The organism is Anabaena sp. TISTR 8404, from assembly GCF_056847745.1.
The window spans coordinates 5,269,631-5,288,128 of record NZ_CP180578.1; the positions used below are offsets into that span (position 1 = coordinate 5,269,631).

Annotated in this window: 15 protein-coding genes and 1 pseudogene; 8 read left to right on the top strand and 8 right to left on the bottom strand. The window is 37.2% G+C overall.

All coding sequences use genetic code 11. The features are described from left to right. Positions 1-281: 281 nt before the first annotated feature. Complete coding sequence (gene rpmB, locus ACMX3D_RS22835) at positions 282-518, bottom strand: 50S ribosomal protein L28 (RefSeq protein WP_229537886.1); 237 nt, start codon at positions 516-518, stop codon at positions 282-284. Positions 519-718: 200 nt separating this feature from the next. Further along, positions 719-2,689: a molecular chaperone HtpG gene (gene htpG / locus ACMX3D_RS22840; protein ID WP_482748100.1), complete on the bottom strand. Its 1,971-nt coding sequence runs from the start codon at positions 2,687-2,689 to the stop codon at positions 719-721. Positions 2,690-3,112: 423 nt separating this feature from the next. On the opposite strand from htpG, the gene ACMX3D_RS22845 reads away from it, so the two are divergent. Beyond that, entirely contained in the window at positions 3,113-3,265 is a 153-nt protein-coding gene (locus tag ACMX3D_RS22845; protein ID WP_482748101.1) for a hypothetical protein, read from the top strand. A gap of 11 nt (positions 3,266-3,276) precedes the next feature. Here the strand turns inward: ACMX3D_RS22845 and ACMX3D_RS22850 are convergent, their stop codons facing one another. The 4 genes and pseudogenes from ACMX3D_RS22850 to ACMX3D_RS22865 all read right to left on the bottom strand — a co-directional run. Next, positions 3,277-4,446, bottom strand: a complete 1,170-nt coding sequence (locus ACMX3D_RS22850) for a glycosyltransferase family 4 protein (protein ID WP_482748102.1) — start codon at positions 4,444-4,446, stop codon at positions 3,277-3,279. A gap of 29 nt (positions 4,447-4,475) precedes the next feature. Then, positions 4,476-5,462, bottom strand: coding sequence for a glycosyltransferase (locus ACMX3D_RS22855; protein ID WP_482748103.1), 987 nt, complete (start codon positions 5,460-5,462; stop codon positions 4,476-4,478). Positions 5,463-5,488: 26 nt separating this feature from the next. Beyond that, positions 5,489-6,463: a hormogonium polysaccharide biosynthesis glycosyltransferase HpsE gene (gene hpsE / locus ACMX3D_RS22860; protein WP_482748104.1), complete on the bottom strand. Its 975-nt coding sequence runs from the start codon at positions 6,461-6,463 to the stop codon at positions 5,489-5,491. Positions 6,464-6,673: 210 nt separating this feature from the next. Continuing rightward, a pseudogene (locus ACMX3D_RS22865) lies at positions 6,674-6,963 on the bottom strand (beta-carboxysome assembly chaperone CcmS); the annotation flags it as partial. 135 nt (positions 6,964-7,098) lie between these two features. On the opposite strand from ACMX3D_RS22865, the gene ACMX3D_RS22870 reads away from it, so the two are divergent. After that, positions 7,099-8,925: a HEAT repeat domain-containing protein gene (locus ACMX3D_RS22870; protein WP_482748105.1), complete on the top strand. Its 1,827-nt coding sequence runs from the start codon at positions 7,099-7,101 to the stop codon at positions 8,923-8,925. Positions 8,926-9,000: 75 nt separating this feature from the next. On the opposite strand, the gene ccmS is transcribed toward ACMX3D_RS22870, so the two are convergent. Then, on the bottom strand, positions 9,001-9,429 hold the full coding sequence (ccmS, locus tag ACMX3D_RS22875) for a beta-carboxysome assembly chaperone CcmS (RefSeq protein WP_482748106.1): 429 nt from the start codon (positions 9,427-9,429) through the stop codon (positions 9,001-9,003). Between the two features lie 46 nt (positions 9,430-9,475). Further along, the gene (locus tag ACMX3D_RS22880) at positions 9,476-11,284 is read right to left on the bottom strand and encodes an ABC transporter ATP-binding protein (RefSeq protein WP_482748107.1); all 1,809 of its coding nucleotides are present in this window, start codon (positions 11,282-11,284) and stop codon (positions 9,476-9,478) included. Between the two features lie 228 nt (positions 11,285-11,512). Between ACMX3D_RS22880 and ACMX3D_RS22885 the strand changes: the two genes are divergently transcribed. From ACMX3D_RS22885 to purT, 6 genes are all read left to right on the top strand, one after another. After that, the gene (locus ACMX3D_RS22885; protein WP_482748108.1) at positions 11,513-12,361 is read left to right on the top strand and encodes a prohibitin family protein; all 849 of its coding nucleotides are present in this window, start codon (positions 11,513-11,515) and stop codon (positions 12,359-12,361) included. 80 nt (positions 12,362-12,441) lie between these two features. Beyond that, on the top strand, positions 12,442-12,858 hold the full coding sequence (locus ACMX3D_RS22890; protein WP_482748109.1) for a DUF1824 family protein: 417 nt from the start codon (positions 12,442-12,444) through the stop codon (positions 12,856-12,858). A gap of 195 nt (positions 12,859-13,053) precedes the next feature. Beyond that, positions 13,054-14,982 carry an ABC-F family ATP-binding cassette domain-containing protein gene (locus ACMX3D_RS22895; RefSeq protein WP_482748110.1) on the top strand — a complete coding sequence of 643 codons (1,929 nt, stop codon included), beginning with the start codon at positions 13,054-13,056 and terminating at the stop codon, positions 14,980-14,982. A 314-nt stretch (positions 14,983-15,296) separates the two neighbouring features. Next, entirely contained in the window at positions 15,297-16,520 is a 1,224-nt protein-coding gene (locus ACMX3D_RS22900) for a sensor histidine kinase (RefSeq protein ID WP_482748111.1), read from the top strand. A 191-nt stretch (positions 16,521-16,711) separates the two neighbouring features. After that, positions 16,712-17,209: a pentapeptide repeat-containing protein gene (locus tag ACMX3D_RS22905; protein WP_482748112.1), complete on the top strand. Its 498-nt coding sequence runs from the start codon at positions 16,712-16,714 to the stop codon at positions 17,207-17,209. A 50-nt stretch (positions 17,210-17,259) separates the two neighbouring features. Then, entirely contained in the window at positions 17,260-18,435 is a 1,176-nt protein-coding gene (gene purT / locus ACMX3D_RS22910; RefSeq protein WP_482748113.1) for a formate-dependent phosphoribosylglycinamide formyltransferase, read from the top strand. The last annotated feature ends 63 nt before the right edge of the window (positions 18,436-18,498 follow it).

The window sequence follows — 18,498 nt, forward strand, 5'->3', positions numbered from 1 at the left end:
TTTGGCAAGATAAGCTTAGGTTACCCAACTTTAAAAGAAAACATATCAATTGAATGTAAAGAATATAAAGTAATTAAAAACCTCCCTGCAATAGGGAGGCTTATATAATCAATATTTGGAATTCATGAAAGGTTGATACCTTTGTTGAAGGTGAGTTTAACGAATCTTACTACCTCATCCTGACTTTTTTAAAAGATGAGGACGAATAATTGCAGAACTAGGTTTTTACTCACCTTTCGTACATAAATACTGTACTCGTTGAATTCACTTCGCTTGATGGTTTAGTAATGATTTAGGTTAATACCTGCTTCTTTAGCCATTGCTTCTAAACCTTTGACTTCTAAGGTTTTGATGGCTTTGGTAGATAGCTTAAGTTTTACCCAGCGATTTCCGCCTTGCCACCAAACACGCTTAGTTTGGAGGTTGGCCTGTTGCAAACGCTTTGTACGGCGATGAGAGTGAGAAATTGCAAAAGCGTTATTTGCTTTTTTACCTGTTAGTTCACAGCGACGAGACATAGCTAATTTTGATTTTAATACAACCTTTCTATTTTAGAGCCTCGGAAACAGAACAGGGAGAGTTGTACTATTTTGGATTTTAGATTTTGGGTTAATAATTGCTATCTGCGTCTAGGTTATGTGACAACACCGTTTAGTTGAGGCTATTGAGGTTTTGTCACCTGTAGAGACGTTGCAGTCCAACGTCTCTACAAAAGTTATTACTTACTGGCTTGTTCTGTCAGCTTGGTAAGTACGTCATTTGAGCGCTCGACGAAAGATTTCATTCCTTCAGCGTCAAACCCTTTCTGAGACATTAGCGCCAAGTCATAAACGTGTTGACAAATCATGTTGACTAGCTGGCCTGTAGGTGACTCTCCACCATCTTGAATAATACTACCTTGGCTGAGATTTGCCAGATTTTGAATTAGGGGATGGGCAGTATTAACTAGCAAGATGTGGTCTTCAGGAAATTCTGCGCTTTGCTGCTGCATCATGGCATTCATTTCTCGCAGGCGGCGAAGAATTTCTGGTAACAACACCATTGCTGGAGGTGTGCCGTGAGGATCATCAGATTTTAAGGCTTCGGTGCGAATGTTAACTTTGGGTTTGTTGAGAGCTTTTTCAAATAGCTCTTTGATAACTTCACTCTTGGTTTTGTTGGTTTTGGGGTCAACTATTTCGCCAGATTTGTCTTTATCTAGCAGGGTATTATCTAAGTCGGAGTCTACGCGGGTAAATTTGACATCATTATATTCCCGCTCCAAGAAGTTGATGAAGTGGGTGTCAATGAAAGATTCCATAAACAGAACTTCCAAGCCTTGGTTTTTGTGTAGTTCTATGTAAGTTGCTTGGCTGGCTTCATCGGTGCTGTAGAAAACACGGTTCTCGTGGCGTTCTTTGTTGCGTTCTAAGTATTCTTTGATGGTGGTGTAGGGAAGGCTGCTGGATGTTGCTGGAGTAATATCTTGCCAAGCATCACCTTCTTGGGACTGTACTTCAACTGCGGGAGTTTCAGCCGCTTTTTGGGCAAAGTTCGCGGTGGTACGGAAGACGATAATGTCTTCGACTTGTTTTTTGAACTTTTCGTCGTTGAGAGCGCCAAATTTGACGAAAGTGCCGAGATCCTTCCAAGCATTAATGTACTGCTCACGATCATCGCGGTAAAGTTCTTTGAGGCGATCGCCTACTTTCTTAGCTATATAATCGCCGATTTTGCGGACGGTGCGATCGCCTTGTAAAGCACTGCGCGACACATTCAAAGGAATATCAGTACTATCTATTACACCCCGCATCGGCATGAGGAATTGCGGAATGATTTCGTCGCAGTTGTCGCTAACAAAAACTTGATTGCAGAATAATTTGATTTGCCCCTTTGTTACATCAACATCTGGACGCATTTTGGGAAAATACAGAATGCCGTTGATAATAAAGGGATAATCTGTATTCAAATGTACCCAGAGCAACGGTTCTTCTTGGAAAGGATAGAGATAACGATAAAACTCTGAATAATCTTCCTTAGTTAAACTGCTGGGAGACTCTCGCCAAGGTGCTTTTTGTCTGTTTAATACTTCACCATCCAGTTTGATGGGTACTGGCATGAAGTCACAGTAAGTCTTGACAAGATTTTTGATTCGTGCAGACTCTAGATAATCTTCCTCATCTGGCATGAGGGTGAGGGTGATGGTAGTACCGCGAGTGGTACGGGGAGATTCATCTAAGGTAAATTCTGGCGAACCATCACAAGTCCAGTGAACGGCTTGTGACCCTTCCTTGTAAGATAGTGTATCGATTTCTACCTTTTGCGCCACCATAAATGAAGAGTAGAAACCCAAACCAAAATGACCGATAATTGGTTGGTCTGCTTTCCCTTCATACTTGTGGATAAATTCTTCCGCACTTGAAAAAGCCACTTGGTTAATGTATTTTTTGACTTCCTCTGCGGTCATCCCAATACCATTATCGGTAATGGAAAGAGTCTTTTTATCTTTGTCTATAGAAATTTGAATTTCTGGTTCGCCGACATCACCGCTGTATTCTCCAGCACGGGATACCATTTTAAGCTTTTGGATAGCGTCTACAGCATTGGAGACTAATTCCCGCAGGAATATTTGATGATCTGAGTAGAGAGATTTTTTGATAATTGGGAAAATATTCTCAGTATGAATACTGATAGTACCTTGTTCTAGCATAACTTATGGTTAGATAAAAGATTCTCAATGAGGATTTTAAAGGTAGAGTGAATGTTATTGCTCTGTTTTACAGTCTTATTTTCCCCCAATAGCTGTTCGGATTTCCCTACTGAATTAATTTCGACTTGATTTACTTAGGAGAAATATTTATATTTATGTTGAGTTTAGCCTGTAATAAGTAAAATTTTTATTGTTACTTTTCAATATATAAAAACACAACTTCAATAGGTTGAAAAAACAATCAATATTTTGACTGAATATAGAGCGATTAATTTTTGAGAATATATAGGAATCCGGTTTGATTTCTGAAACGATCTACGTAGTCAGGGAACAGGGAACAGGAAAGAAGGCTCTCTAAGGTATACTGAGTTTTTTCATAAATCAAATATGAGTCCTATATTATCAAACTATATTTAAGTGATTATGCCAAAACTAAAGAAAAATAATCAATTGATCGGACAGGATAAAGCTAAATTTGTTAAATATAGATTAGCCAAAATGGGCTTTCAAATAAATAAAAAATTATCTAAAAATTCTGGCATATTGGAAGAACTTTTTTTAGAAAAGGATAATTAGGAAGCACGGGACTAAGCAAGTAAATCCGTAATTAATTTCTTGGTTTTTTGTACTGCAACATTCCAATTTAATCTTTTTTGATACTCATCAAAAGATGAAAATGCTAATTGATTATAATCATGATAATTAGACATCAGTGTCATTATATAATTGCAGTATGCTGAAATACTTGCATTTAGTGGAAATACTTTTCCGTTTAGATCATCATGTATCAAAGTAGTTAGTCCGCCTACATTTGTAGATATAGCAGGTACTCCAAAGGAGTTAGCTTCAGCCACAACGTGAGGAGTACAGTCTGCCGTGGTTGGCAAAATTAAAAAATGAGATTCTGTAAATAATTGATTTATTTTCTCTAAACCAGATGTTTTAGATTTATCAATAAAATCTATAAAAGTTACAAACTCTGGTAAAGGCTCATTAATATTTGGTTTGCATCCAACTATTGTTAATTCAGTTTTTAATCCCATATTATTTAAATGTTCCGCAATTTGAACAGCTACGTCACCACCTTTTCTAATCCAGTCAACACCAATAAATAATAATTTGCATGGACTGTTAGGTTTAGATTGAAGAATGTTGTGTATATCTTCAAAGTTTCTATCACATACGATATTTGCTCCATAAGGAACTACTTGAATTTTGTTAGCAGCAATATTATATGTATTTATGGCTGTTTTAGCTGCCCAATCAGATGTATAGATAATTAACCGACAGCGATTTAAAGCTTCGGCTTCCATTAAATATATATTGTGAATATTTTCTTGGCACAAATTATTCATATGCCGATAAAAATTTATCAAAGAACTAAGAGTTGCATCAGTCCATAATACAATTGGTTGCTTACATTCTAGATAAGTAATTGGCACTATATTTTCGGGACACAATACTATATCTGAATTTAAGTTTTTTAGTTTTTTCTGAAGTTGATGAGCATAATCTTTAACTATTAATGGTTCAGCCCAGCGATAATAGTGTTTTTTGCATATATGATGATAAAAGCTCCATTTTAATTTAGTTAAAGCTGTAAAGTTCTTATTGAGTGGTCCTAAATACTCGATTGAGTCAAATTCATCAGTTAAATGCTGTGATATATAGTATGCTGCTGCACAAATTCCTTGTACATCTTTTGACCAAGAATTTGGATTTAAAATATCGTTTACAGTAGCGTAAGCTATTTTCATAATTTGTTATATAAAAATTACATAATGCTTCAAATAATATCTGTTTTGATATAACCAAAAAAAGTGCTGACATCAGATAATTTTGGGTTTTTTTGAAGTAGTAATTTGGCTGACTGCTTTGGCAATACGCTCATAATAAATAGTTTGATAAAAGCTTTATAAATAATCATTTTTTTCAACATACTTAGGTCAGTTATAATTACCATCCATAGAAAACGAGTAGCATGGAAGGTGTTTTGTTGTCCTGGTTCTACTGTAAGTGCTTTGTAACTTAGATATTTGTATACATTAGCAATTCTGTATGATTTTAAATTCTTTAATGTAGGAGGTACATTATTAAATACTTTATTAATTATTCGTAAATTTGATGCCTCAGAACCTAAAATATTGGAAGATTTAGAGTTAGCAGATACTCGATAAAGAATTTGAACTTTTTTGATAGGGATAAAATCATAAATAGCGGCTAATCTTAACCACATATCAGTGTCTTCTGCATTAGTGAGGAATTCATCAAATCCACCAACTTCTTCAAAAGCTTGTCTGCGTACCATCACATTAGAACCACTACCGATAAAGTCATCTAGTAATAGTTTTGAGTAAACGTTACCTGTCCAAGTAGCATGGCTACATTTACGTAAAAAATTATCGTTTTCATCAATTGCATCAGTAAAACTATAGGCAACCGCAGCTTCTGTATTTTCTTGTAGCGCTTTATATTGTGCTTCAAGTTTATCTGATTTCCACAGGTCATCAGCATCTAAAAAACTGACAAATTCAGCGATAGCGTGTAGCAACCCACGGTTGCGGTTAACAGCAGCATTAGCTTTCGGATAAGTAAATAATTTGATTCGAGAATCGTTAATATGTGAAATCTTGTTTAGTGTTGAGTCGGATGAAGTAGCGTTTATTATAATTAATTCAAAATCTGACAAACTTTGTGCTAATACAGATTCAATAGTTTTTTGAATTGTTTTCTCAGCATTATAAACAGGAATTATAACAGAGACTAGTGGCATAGTATGAGCTAATAGTTTGATGATATTTACTGATTTTTAACACTGACAATAGCTTTATGAATTTTGAGCTTCCAGATATAAATAGGACTAATTAAAGTACTGATCAGTCTTTCCATTTCACAAGCTACGACAATATCAGTAGACAGGACTTGTCGATAAAGTATGAAATACAATACTACTTTACAGGTATCGTTCAACAAATATGCAAAAAAAGCAAAAGGTCTTTGCCAAGTTTGCAGTAGTAACATTCTTAAATAATATCGAGCTAGACCAATTCCACGCATGAGTGATAAAAGGTAGACTTTTTCTAAACGCCAAGCAGGAATGATATGTTCTACTTCCATTGCTGGGTTATACCAAATTTCCCAACCTGCTTTTTGGATATAAAATAAAGATTCGGCATCTTCACTACCTAACATAGATGAACCAACTCTGCCAACTAAAAAAAGTTTATAAGGAACATTGTCCTTCCACGCATTTCTTCTGACTACTAAGCCGGCTGTTGGAGGAAAGCCTTGGCGACGAGGATAATATTTATGAGGCGTTTCACCTCTTTCTGTAATTGCTAAATAGAATAAGATTGGTTTAATATTTTCTGGTGGGGTTACTTCAAAAAGCCCATGAATTTGACTGGCATAAGCTCCCGCTTTTTGATGTGTTTGTGCAAATTGATAAGCTTCAAAAATCCAGTTATATGTTGGTAAGTTATCATCGTCTAAAAAACCTACAAGTTCACTCTTTGCTTCAAGAATTGCTCTATTTCTAGCGAACGCGGCTCCTTGTTCAGTTTCAAAGATATATCTTAAAGTGAATGGATAATTCCAGTTATGTTGATACTTATCAACTAGTTGTGCTGTACCATCTGTACTATTATTATCAATAATAATAATTTCCCAATTAATTTTTTCAATACCAATTTGAGTCTGTAATCGCTCTAATACTTTGGGTAAACGGCTCTCGCCATTGTAAGTAGGAATGGCTACAGTAAAGTCAATATACATGATGAAACAAGTATTAAATTAAATCCATCTAAATATCAAGTAAAAAATATTCACGACAATAATTAATTTGTCACATTACTTTTTTACAACTTATAATATTTAGATTGTTGAGGTAACTGTCAAGTTAAATCACAATAATCTAACATATTAGATGTTTCGATAATAAGCAGTAAAATTACTTAAATCTATTTTTACTAATATAGGTTTAACTTAACTACACAAAGTTTCACTCGTCTGCTGTTCTAATAAATCCAACAACCAATCTACATCTTTACCAATTTGGGCGAAACAATCAGGTGGTGCAGGTTCTGGTGCAAACTGAATTAACGTAACTTCGCCTTTGCGCATACCAATCATCAAGACTTCTACTTCTGGCTGATGATGGGCAATAATTTCTAAAATCTCTTGCAGTCAATTTTCAACATCTCATTTAATTTCTCTATCGCCGCTTGTGGACAATAAACAAAGTGCGGGGTTGGGTGTAAATCAATGCGGATGGATAGTATCTTGTCATTAATGCTAAGACAAGGATAAATTTGGCGTAGTATCTTTTACAGACTTGACAGCCAGCTAACTTATAGGATAAAAATCATTTGATTACCTTTCGTCCCACATATTGAAGTGGGTAGGAGGCGATGCATGATTGGCAGTATTTATTTAATAGCGATCGCAGCAATCTAAATCAAGGTTCTTACCGCATCTTTGAACCAGAAGACAAAGCGGAGATTCTCCACTGGTTCAGTCGAGAGGATGTAGATAAGCAGCAAAAAGAAGATTTTATCCAGGCTTTAATAGATTTTAATGATGGTTGCGGCGGCTTTTATCGCTATCGCGCCTACTTTCTGGCGGCTGAGGCGATAGCTAAGTTTCCCGAATGCAGGTTGGGTGATGCGATTGTCGAACAATTGCTCAAATGGAGTTATGGCTATTTTCGTCAGGATAAGCGAGACTGGCAGATATTCCCCCAACCTTTGGTTCAGAGGGCGAGAAAAACGCTAGAATTAGCCGACAGAAAAAGAGTAGTCGCAGCTTTTGTTCATTTGGTACATACGACTGAAAGCCGCATAATTATGAGACTCGCGGCACAGAAGTTAGGAAAACTCGATCCGGGTAATAAAAGTGCGATCGCAGCTTTGGCTTTAATGCCAATTGCTGAGGATATGTACGGATTTTGTCAGCGAAGTTACAGTTTAGGTGAAATAGGTGTAGGTGATAAAACAGCAATTACTACCTTTATCCACGAAATCCAAACTAACCCAGATGGAGACTCTTGTTGGCATGGAATCGCGGGTTTGGGCAATATTGCTTATGGCAATGAAACTGCGATCGCAGCTTTAATCCACTGGATGGAAACCACTCAGAATAAACGCAACTGTATAGAAGCGATCGCATCTTTGAGGAGAATTGCTTCTGGGAATCAAAATGCGATTGCAGCTTTGAGTAAATTTTTGCAGACAACCCAGGGTGATACCATCTGCTATGATGCAGCTCGTGCTTTATGGAATATCAATCCAGGAAACCAAGCAGCACTAAAGGCTTTAGTTAATATCATCGCAACTTCAGCTAGGGACTATTTTATAGATTTAGTCGCTGATTATTTATTAGAAATTGCTCCTGGTAACCAAAAGGCGATCGCATCTCTGTTAGAAATAATAGAGAATACTAAAAACGAATTTCTCCTGCGTACAGCGGCTTTTTATTTAGGAAAATTTGAACCAAGTAATACAGTTGCCATTAGTACATTATCCCAGCTAATCCAAACCACTCAAAATGAATCTGTGCGTTTGGATGCAGCTGAAAGTCTAGCGAAAATCGATCCAAGCAATCCACAGGCGATCGCTACTTTATACCAAATACTAAAAAGTGGGCAGACTGAATGGACAAGTTTGCGAGTAGCTAAGACATTACTCAAAACTGATGAGTATCGCTACAAAGTACTTCAAACTGTATGCGAGCTAGTGAAATCACCAGATAAGTGGATATTTTCTGATGCGATCGCTGCTGTCTTGCAAGAACTCGATCCAAATCATCCTCTAACAATTGACACCTACATTTATCTCATCAATACTACTAAAGATTCATCAATTCTGATGGATGTAGTTTGGAATTTAGAACTACTCAATCTAGACCATCAATTAGTCAAAGAAAAACTCAATGAACTTATATGTTCTTTGCTTAGACGTATTCAAACCTTTGAAGAATGTAACAATCAAGATGATGATGTCAGCCTTCTGCATACCACTTATATATCTTATGAATCTTGCCTGTTAGATATAGCTGATAGTTTGACTAGATTCCTGCCACTTGAACATTTGCCACAAGTCCTTACATCCTTGAAAGACTATCTGAATCAACAATTCTACAAAAATAGTTCTTATCGCTATGAGGCTGTGTTTAAAATTATCTGGCACTGTGCCGAGAATCTAAATTATCCAGAGTTTTACAAGCTTTGGCACAGTTAATCAATTAAAAAGCACACAGAGAAAATTAAAGACTTTCTCTGCGTAACTTTGCGTTTTCCTTAGCATTCCTCTGCGTTAAACAACAATCTCCCCACTCATTCGCTGTTCCAACAAATCCAACAAATCATCCACATCTTTACCAATTTGGGCAAAACATTCAGGCGGTGCTGGTTGTGGTGCAAACTGAATTAACTTCACTTCTCCCTTCCCAATACCAATCATCAACACTTCCACTTCTGGCTGATGATGGATAATAATTCCTAAAATCTCTTGCAGGCGATTTTCAACATTCTCATTTAATTTCTCTATCGCCGCTTGTGGACAATAAACAAAGTGCGGAGTTGGCTGCAAATCAATGCCGATAGTACCCTGGCTATCACCATTTTGTAACCATAATGCCCAAGATAACGCGGCCAATTCTTGTTGATTTGCTTTCACAAATCTATCTAATTGACTACGCCACTTACTATCACCTGTTTCCGGTTGGGTACTACCAAACATCATAATTAATTCCTAATCTCTCTGCGCTCTTCGCGCCTCTGCGTGATAATTATCTCAAACCCGACTGCACACGCCACAAACTAGCGTAAACTCCCTTTTTCTCTAACAACTCCTCATGAGTTCCCGACTCGATTAATTGTCCGTATTCCATGACATAAATACAATCGGCATTGCGGATTGTAGAAAGACGATGAGCGATCGCAATTGTGGTTCTATTAACTGTAATCTTTTCTAGCGATCGCTGAATAGCAGCTTCGGTTTCATTATCTACGGCTGATGTCGCTTCATCTAAAATCAAAATTGGCGGATTTTTTAACACAGCACGAGCGATCGCAATTCTTTGGCGTTGTCCACCAGATAGCTTTTGTCCGCGTTCCCCGACAATTGTCTCATAACCTTGGGGCAGATTTTGAATAAATTCATGGGCTTCTGCCACTTTTGCAGCCGTAATAATTTCTTCCTCGGTAGCATCAAAAGTCCCGTATGCAATATTCTCCGCTACCGTACCGTGAAAGAGAAATACATCTTGGCTGACTAAACCAATACAACGGCGTAAATCACTCAAATTCAAGTCTTGGATGTTAATTCCATCTACCGTAATGCTGCCGTTTTCCACCTCATAAAACCTTAATAACAGCTTGACGAGGGTGCTTTTACCGGAACCTGTAGAACCGACAATGGCGATCGTTTTACCAGCAGGAATTTGCAAAGATAAATTTGTAATGACAGAAAATCTATCTTTATATGCAAAAGTGACATTTTTAAATTCCACTGCGCCGCGGACTTTATCTACAGGTAACTCTACATTTCCTGGATGAATTGTAATCGGTGTATCCAATAAATTCATTACTCGGTTAGTAGAAGCCATTGCCCTTTGATATTGATCAAAAGTTTCTCCTAACCTAGTTAAAGGCCACAACAAACGTTGAATTAAAAACACTAACACACTGTATGTACCGACAGTCATTTTTCCCGCAACAGCAGCCATTCCGCCATATAATAGTAATGCGGTAAAACCAACTAAAATCAACATCCGAATGAGAGGAACGAATGCAGCCGAGAGTTTAATTGCTTTAGCATTACTTTTTTTATAAGCTTCACTGTCTGCTGCTAAACGGTAATTTTCATAATCTTCAGCCGTGAAACTTTTAATAGTAGTAATACCGCTCAAATTATTTACCAGTCGCCCATTTAAATAACCTACCTTTTCCCGCACATCGGCGTAACGCGGTGCAAGCAGACGTTGGAAAGCAAAGGAACCCCAGAGAATAAAGGGCATCGGCGACATCGCCATCCACGCTACACTAGGAGCCAATATAAAGAAAGCGCCACCTATAATGATTACCGTAGTGGTAACTTGAATGATGTCATTGGCTCCCACATCCAAAAAACGCTCTAGTTGGTTGATATCATCACTGAGGATGGACATCAAACCGCCAGTGCTGCGTTCTTCAAAATAAGCTAATTCCAAATCTTGCAGATGTTTGTAGGCATCCAGTCTCAGGTTATGCTGAATATTTTGTGCCAGATTGCGCCAAAGTTTAGCGTAAGCGTACTCAAAAACCGACTCTAGTATCCAAATGAGGACAGTGAGTAGGGAAAGAATTAAAAATTGTCCAAAGACATCTTTTACACCCAACTGAGCAATGATAGAATCCTGCTGTTTTACTACTACATCCACCGCCACGCCAATTAATCCCGGTGGTGCTAAATCAAACAACTTATTAAGGATAGAACAACCAATTGCTAACCAGATTTGTTTGCGATACTGATGTCCGTAGTCAAACAGGCGGTGGAGAGGATGCACTGAATGTCTACGCTTTTTTAATATCTGATGAGAATTAAATGCTATAGCCACAGTCGTTTAAAATTGTGTGCATTTGATAATAACACGGGAAAGTTAAGTATCTGACTTTTTTAGGCTTTAGTCAGCCTCAGCAGATAAAGAATCAAGTCATCCCGTGATGGTACAAACCCTCAGAGTTAAGTGTGGTATCAATTGAAAATCTAAAATCCAAAATCTAAAGTTGTTTGTCGTGTCACCATAATACAGGAGTTGCCGGAAAATTTAAAAGGAGATACAACCTTGAGAAGTCAGCAATTGGGAAATTGGCAAACTACAATTTTAGGAATTGTGTTAGGACTACTGGTGATTGTCGGACTAAATTCCTTTATCATTATCAATCCAGGGCAAGCAGGGGTGATTAGTATTTTAGGTAAAGCTAGAGATGGTGCTTTATTGGAGGGGATTCACTTGAAACCGCCCTTTATTTCCGTGATAGATGTGTATGATTTAACAGTCCAAAAATTTGAAGTTCCCGCTGAAAGTTCGACAAAGGATCTGCAAAATTTGTCTGCGAGATTTGCCATTAACTTTCGTCTTGATCCCTCACAAGTAGTAGAAGTAAGAAGAAAACAAGGAACCTTAGAAAATATAGTATCAAAAATCATCGCTCCCCAAACCCAAGAAGCATTTAAAATTGCAGCAGCCAAAAGAACAGTAGAAGAGGCAATTACCAAACGCAGTGAATTGAAAGAAGACTTTGATAATGCTTTAGGCGATCGCTTAGACAAATACGGAATTATTGTGCTAGATACTAGTGTAGTTGACTTAACTTTTTCACCGGAATTTGCCAGAGCAGTCGAAGAAAAGCAAATTGCCGAGCAACGCGCCCAGAGAGCCGTTTACATAGCACGAGAAGCTGAACAAGAAGCCCAGGCAGAAATTAATCGCGCTAAAGGTAAAGCCGAAGCACAAAGACTTTTAGCTGAAACCCTCAAAGCTCAAGGTGGGCAATTAGTTTTGCAAAAAGAAGCAATTGAAGCATGGAAAACAGGTGGCGCACAAATGCCTAAAGTTCTGGTTATGGGTGATAAATCACAAAGTAGTGTACCCTTCATTTTCAACCTTGGGAATGTTCCCAACCAACAATAATTTCGGTAAATTAACCTAGTAAATTTTACTTTTTTCACCTCACGCACAAAGGCAAATTCTCGAAAACCATGATTAAATCTATGGCAAATTCCAACCAACTCCCTCTTACCGTCGCTGATGCTAGAAAATTTCTCAACAAATTCAATTGTTTAGATATTGCACCAGTTCTCGATGCTGAAGAAAAAGCTTTGGTGCGTGAGTCTTTAATTCTAATTACCAAACTTTCTGATTATCAAATATTAGGAATTTGTGCCGACACAGCCGAAGAAGCATTACTCGCAATGAAAACTTACTCACGGGCTTTAGGTTATGAAGTCCCGACTGATTTACCCACAACAGAAGGCCCAGTTTATATCAAATTAAACGGTAAAAACGGTCTGTGTTATCTCGATTCCTACGCCGGACATCATCGTGGTGTATTAGTATCTTGCCAATCTTATGATGAAAGAGGAATCAACGAAATGTATGGACATCTACCCCTCGATTTATTTGCCTAAACTTGGGAGAATGTAGGTAAGGTAATAACCTTACCTACTGGCGATCGCAAATAGCAAGAACTATATATAGCTGTAGTTATATATTAATGACATTGTTAATTGCTCAACGCTTTGAAGTAGCTAAGTTTATACTCAGCACTTTCTAATCAGCACGGGCTAAACGCCCCGCTAACGCTAACAGCACTTTCCCATATTATGAGTATTATTACACTCCAATCTGTTAAAAAAGATTTTGGTATCAAAGAAATATTAAAAGACGCTAACTTTAGTATCGATGCCAATGATAAGGTTGGTTTAATTGGTACTAATGGTTCTGGTAAATCAACTTTATTAAAAATGATTGCCGGACTAGAGCCAGTTGATAGTGGACAAATTATCACAAGTTCCGGTTCTAAAATTATCTACCTACCCCAGCAACCAGATTTAGACGAAAATCGCACAGTGTTAGAGCAAGTTTTTGCTGACAGTGGCGAACAAATGACACTGGTACGCCAGTACGAAGAACTATCAGATAAACTCGCCCATTATCCTGAAGATAGTCAGTTGATGTCTCGCTTATCTACGGTGATGCAAAAAATGGACGCGACTGGCGCATGGGAATTAGAAACCAATGCTAAAATCATCCTCAGTAAATTAGGAATTGCCGATTTTGATGCACCCATAGCCACATTATCGGGAGGATATCGTAAGCGTATAGCCTTAGCCACAGCCCTGCTATCAGAACCAGATGTTTTGCTGATGGATGAGCCAACAAATCATCTTGATGCACTGTCTGTAGAATGGTTACAAAGTTATTTAAATCGCTTTCGCGGCGCACTTTTATTAATTACTCACGATCGCTACTTCTTAGATAAAGTCACCAATCGCATCATCGAAATCGATAGAGGTGACATTTACACTTACACAGGTAACTATTCATATTACCTCGAAAAGAAAGCCCTAGCCGAAGAATCAGCCGTTAGTACTCAACGCAAACATCAAGGAGTATTGCGGCGAGAATTAGAATGGTTAAAGCGTGGCCCCAAAGCTAGAAGTACAAAACAAAAAGCCAGAATTCAGCGCATCCAAGCCATGCGCGAAACCGAGTTTAAACAAGGTTTAGGCAAAGTAGATATTTCTACAGTCAGCCGTCGCATCGGTAAAAAAGTGATTGACCTAAATAATATATCTAAAGCTTATAACGATAGAACTCTCATTCAAGATTTTACTTACGAATTCAGCCCCGAAGACCGCATTGGTATTATTGGCGGTAACGGTGCAGGTAAGTCTACTTTAATGAACATCATCACCGGAAGAGTACAACCAGATGCAGGTAGTGTTGACATTGGCGCAACAATTCACATCGGTTATTTTGATCAACATTCAGAAGAATTACTCACAGCTTTGAATGAAAATCAGCGCGTGATTGACTATATCAAAGAAGAGGGTGAATTTGTACAAATTGCCGATGGTACTAAAATAACGGCTTCTCAAATGTTGGAACGGTTTTTATTTCCCGGAAACCAGCAGTATGCACCAATTCATAAGCTTTCTGGGGGGGAAAAACGCCGTTTATTTTTACTGCGCGTGTTGATAAGTGCGCCCAATGTTTTAATCTTAGACGAACCTACCAATGATTTAGACGTGCAGACATTGGCAGTCTTAGAAGAATATCTCGAAGATTTTTCCGGCTGTGTAATTGTAGTTTCTCACGATCGCTACTTTTTAGACCGCACTGTAGACACAATCTTTGCCTTAGAAGCAGGCGGAAATCTCCGTCAATATCCAGGTAATTATTCTGTTTATCTCGACTATAAAAAAGCTGAAGAAGCAGCGCAGCAAGAAGCGGCTAAAGCTCAAGAAAAACCCAAAAATTCCGAAGTTCAAATAGCCACACAAACTAAAGATAGCGAAACAAAAAAACGCCGCAGATTATCCAATTGGGAAAAGCGCGAATTTGAGCAATTAGAAGCTAAAATTGCTCAATTAGAAACAGAAAAAGCCGAAGCCGAAACAGCAATGAATAAAGTTGCTCCAGGGAATTATAGCCAAGTGCAGAAACTCTACGAACAAGTCGAAGCACTCAAACAAGCAATTGATACAGCAACAGAACGCTGGTTAGAATTAGCCGAAATAGAATCTTGAAATTAATGAAGCTTTGTTGAATTTTCTCTCAAAATCTTTTGCTCAGTGCTTAGCCCCTTGCCCTTTGGTGAGGGCATTTCTATTATTAGATTAGAAATCCTTTATCAAACTCTTGATTTCTTACCATATTTATTAAATAAATTGATTTCAGGCTTGAGCTAGTAAAGCTTAAACAGTGGTTTTTGTGCGCCAGTTGCTTGAACTACTTCGATACAGCCACAGAATGACCAACTGCCTTTTTATTTGTGTACTTGGTGGTCATTTACAGCCTATCTAGCAATTTTTTACATCTATTTTGGCTCAGACTCAATACCATGTTAAATTCGCCAATTGTTCTATCTCTCATTGTCATCTTGATCACGCTTGGGGCTGGGATAATGGTAATTTCCATCCTTAAGACTCAAAAAATTCTTTCATTATTTAAGACAGAAGCAGAGCAACTGAGTTGGCGAATCATGTTTTTACTTATGATTTTTTTTCTGGGTGGTTATTCGTTATCCATCTATTTAACAAGTTCGATGTTGATTGAATGGATACCATTGCTTACTGGCATGGTTTTCTTTTTTGGGGCATTATTTGTTCTTTTTAGCGTTACTATTTACTACCAAACACTGCAACGACTATTAATATTACAAGAAAAATACCGTTTAGCAAAAGAAAAAGCAGAGTCAGCATTATCTAAATTACAAGCAACCCAGCAATCTCAAATGCAATTAATTCAACGCGAAACTATGTTAGCATTGGGCAAAATGGTAGCGGGTGTTGCTCATGAAATTAATAATCCCGTAAGTTTTATTCATGGCAATTTAGAATATCTTCATCAGTATACAAATGACTTACTAAATCTTCTAGCAACTTATGCTTCTGTATATCCAAATCCAGATGCCAAAATCGTCAATGCTCTTGCTAAGAGCGATTTGAATTTTATCCAACTTGACTTGCCAAAGCTAATAAATTCAATGCAAATTGGCACAATTCGTATTAGCGAGATTGTAGAATCACTCTCAAATTTTTCACGTTTAAATGAATCTGAATGCAAACAAGCTGACATTCACCAGGGTATTGATAGTACACTCGTAATTTTGCAACATCGGCTTAAATGTTATGCTAACAATCGTCAAGCTATTTTAGTAATTAAAGAATACGGTAAAATTCCTAATATTTATTGTAATCCTCGGTTTTTAAATCAAGTTTTTCTAAATTTAATTAATAATGCCATTGATGCCTTGATTCAAAAAGAAGCTAATCTAGCTAAAATTCAAAATGAAACACCAACTATTTGGATTCGTACATCTCATTCTGACAATAATGAAATCACCATCTCAATCACTGATAATGGTTGTGGTATGAGTGAAGATATAAGCCAGCAAATTTTCCAACCTTTTTTTACTACTAAGCCTATTGGTCAAGGAACTGGTTTAGGTTTATCTATTAGTCATCAAATTATAGTTGAGCAACATGGAGGTTCTATTATATGTAATTCCGTTATCAACCAGGGAACGACAATCGATGTGAACCTGCCGATTAAAAAGAGATAAATTAGTAATTATGCTAATATTTATTTTACAAAATTAAAGATGTGTTGTAAGTTTTTAATTTTTTCATCGTTTATTCTTCCTAATCTAATATGGTGCATTTTACAGATAAATTTTCATACCAAAATAATGATAAAATTGTTCAGAATATTTAATATAAAAATAGTGTTAAAATCTATTTTTATCAGACAAAAATGCAAAATTTACAAATTCAAGATTTACGCTACACAGCAATTCAATTTCTAGAACAAAACCCTGAACAACGGCTACAAACTCTCAAGCATTTGGGTATAGGTCGTTATGAGTTTTTAACTAAAATTAAACTGAATGAAGTTAATATCATTTGCATCATGCGGTTTTTGCAAAATCCTAGTCACCTAAAATTTCCTAATTTATCTGATGCAGATTTATCTGATTTAATCTTAGACGAAGTAAATTTTATTAGAGGAAATTTAACTGGTGCAAATCTGCAACGTAGCAGTTTAATTAATGCAGACCTCCTTTTTGCTAATTTTACTAAAGCTGATTTACGCAATGCCGATTTAACAGGTGCAACCCTAAATCAAACTATTTGGCTAGATGCGTTAGTAGACGGTTGTCAGCTTGGTACAGGTATCGGGTTGACTCAGCTACAGCATCAAGATTTACAAATGCGAGGAGCTAAGTTTACTCATCCAAGTAATGATAATTAAAATCAGAAAAATTATAAGATGATGATAATTAAATTTTTCTGGATAAATTGATGAGTAATTCAATTAAATTGCCCAAAAAACTGATGCTCTTGGGTTCAGGCGAACTCGGCAAAGAATTTGTGATTGCTGCTCAACGTCTGGGTAATTATGTAATTGCCGTTGACCGCTATACTAATGCGCCAGCTATGCAGGTTGCTGATTGTTCAGAAGTAATTTCGATGCTGAGTGCTGATGATTTAGAAGCAGTGGTGACAAAACATCAGCCTGATTTGATCATCCCAGAAATTGAAGCAATTAGAACAGAAAAGCTGTTGGAATTTGAACAGCGAGGAATTACTGTTATCCCCACTGCGGCGGCAACTAACTATACAATGAACCGCGACAGAATTCGGGAACTGGCACACAAAGAGTTAGGTATTAGAACAGCAAAATATGGTTATGCTGTAACTCTAGAAGAATTAATTGCAATTTCATCCGAAATTGGCTTTCCTAATGTGGTGAAACCTGTGATGTCATCTTCAGGGAAAGGTCAATCTGTAGTCAAAAATAAAACTGAGGTTGAACAGGCTTGGAATTATGCGATCGCCAATTCCAGAGGTGACAGTCAAAAAGTTATTGTTGAGGAATTTATTAACTTTGAAATTGAGATAACATTACTCACAATTAAACAGTGGAATGCCCCAACAATTTTCTGTTCTCCTATTGGTCATCGTCAAGAAAGAGGCGATTATCAAGAGTCTTGGCAACCAGCAGCAATTTCTGAAGATAAAATCTTACAATCTCAAGAAATAGCGAAAAAAGTTACTGATGCTTTGGGAGGAGCCGGAATTTTTGGCGTTGAATTTTTTATCACTAAAGATGAAGTCATTTTCTCGGAACTTTCTCCCAGACCCCATGACACAGGGATGGTGACATTAATTTCGCAAAACTTGAATGAATTTGAATTACATTTAAGGGCTGTTTTAGGCTTACCGATTCCTCATATTGAACAGTTTGGCCCATCAGCCAGTGCAGTAATTTTAGCCTCAGAAAAATCTGATTTCATTGCCTTTTTAGGTGTTACTGAAGCTTTAGCAGAAAAAGACGTAGATATTAGATTATTTGGTAAACCATCTGCTCACCCTTATCGCCGTATGGGTGTAGCTTTAGCAAAAGCAGCGACTGTTCAACAGGCACGGGAAAAAGCTACAACCGCAGCTAATAAAATCCAAATAATTTTGACTTGAAGAATGCAGAATTTAGGATACCTCAGAAATGGGGTATTCTCACTTTTTATTATATCAAATTTT

Bases quoted from the DNA above. Each gene is read 5' to 3' on its own strand.
- htpG (WP_482748100.1), bottom strand. From the start codon at position 2,689: ATGCTAGAACAAGGTACTATCAGTATTCATACTGAGAATATTTTCCCA.
- ccmS (WP_482748106.1), bottom strand. From the start codon at position 9,429: ATGATGTTTGGTAGTACCCAACCGGAAACAGGTGATAGTAAGTGGCGT.
- ACMX3D_RS22900 (WP_482748111.1), top strand. From the start codon at position 15,297: ATGTTAAATTCGCCAATTGTTCTATCTCTCATTGTCATCTTGATCACG.
- rpmB (WP_229537886.1), bottom strand. From the start codon at position 518: ATGTCTCGTCGCTGTGAACTAACAGGTAAAAAAGCAAATAACGCTTTT.
- ACMX3D_RS22855 (WP_482748103.1), bottom strand. From the start codon at position 5,462: ATGCCACTAGTCTCTGTTATAATTCCTGTTTATAATGCTGAGAAAACA.
- purT (WP_482748113.1), top strand. From the start codon at position 17,260: ATGAGTAATTCAATTAAATTGCCCAAAAAACTGATGCTCTTGGGTTCA.
- hpsE (WP_482748104.1), bottom strand. From the start codon at position 6,463: ATGTATATTGACTTTACTGTAGCCATTCCTACTTACAATGGCGAGAGC.
- ACMX3D_RS22845 (WP_482748101.1), top strand. From the start codon at position 3,113: ATGCCAAAACTAAAGAAAAATAATCAATTGATCGGACAGGATAAAGCT.
- ACMX3D_RS22890 (WP_482748109.1), top strand. From the start codon at position 12,442: ATGGCAAATTCCAACCAACTCCCTCTTACCGTCGCTGATGCTAGAAAA.
- ACMX3D_RS22870 (WP_482748105.1), top strand. From the start codon at position 7,099: ATGCATGATTGGCAGTATTTATTTAATAGCGATCGCAGCAATCTAAAT.
- ACMX3D_RS22850 (WP_482748102.1), bottom strand. From the start codon at position 4,446: ATGAAAATAGCTTACGCTACTGTAAACGATATTTTAAATCCAAATTCT.
- ACMX3D_RS22895 (WP_482748110.1), top strand. From the start codon at position 13,054: ATGAGTATTATTACACTCCAATCTGTTAAAAAAGATTTTGGTATCAAA.
- ACMX3D_RS22905 (WP_482748112.1), top strand. From the start codon at position 16,712: ATGCAAAATTTACAAATTCAAGATTTACGCTACACAGCAATTCAATTT.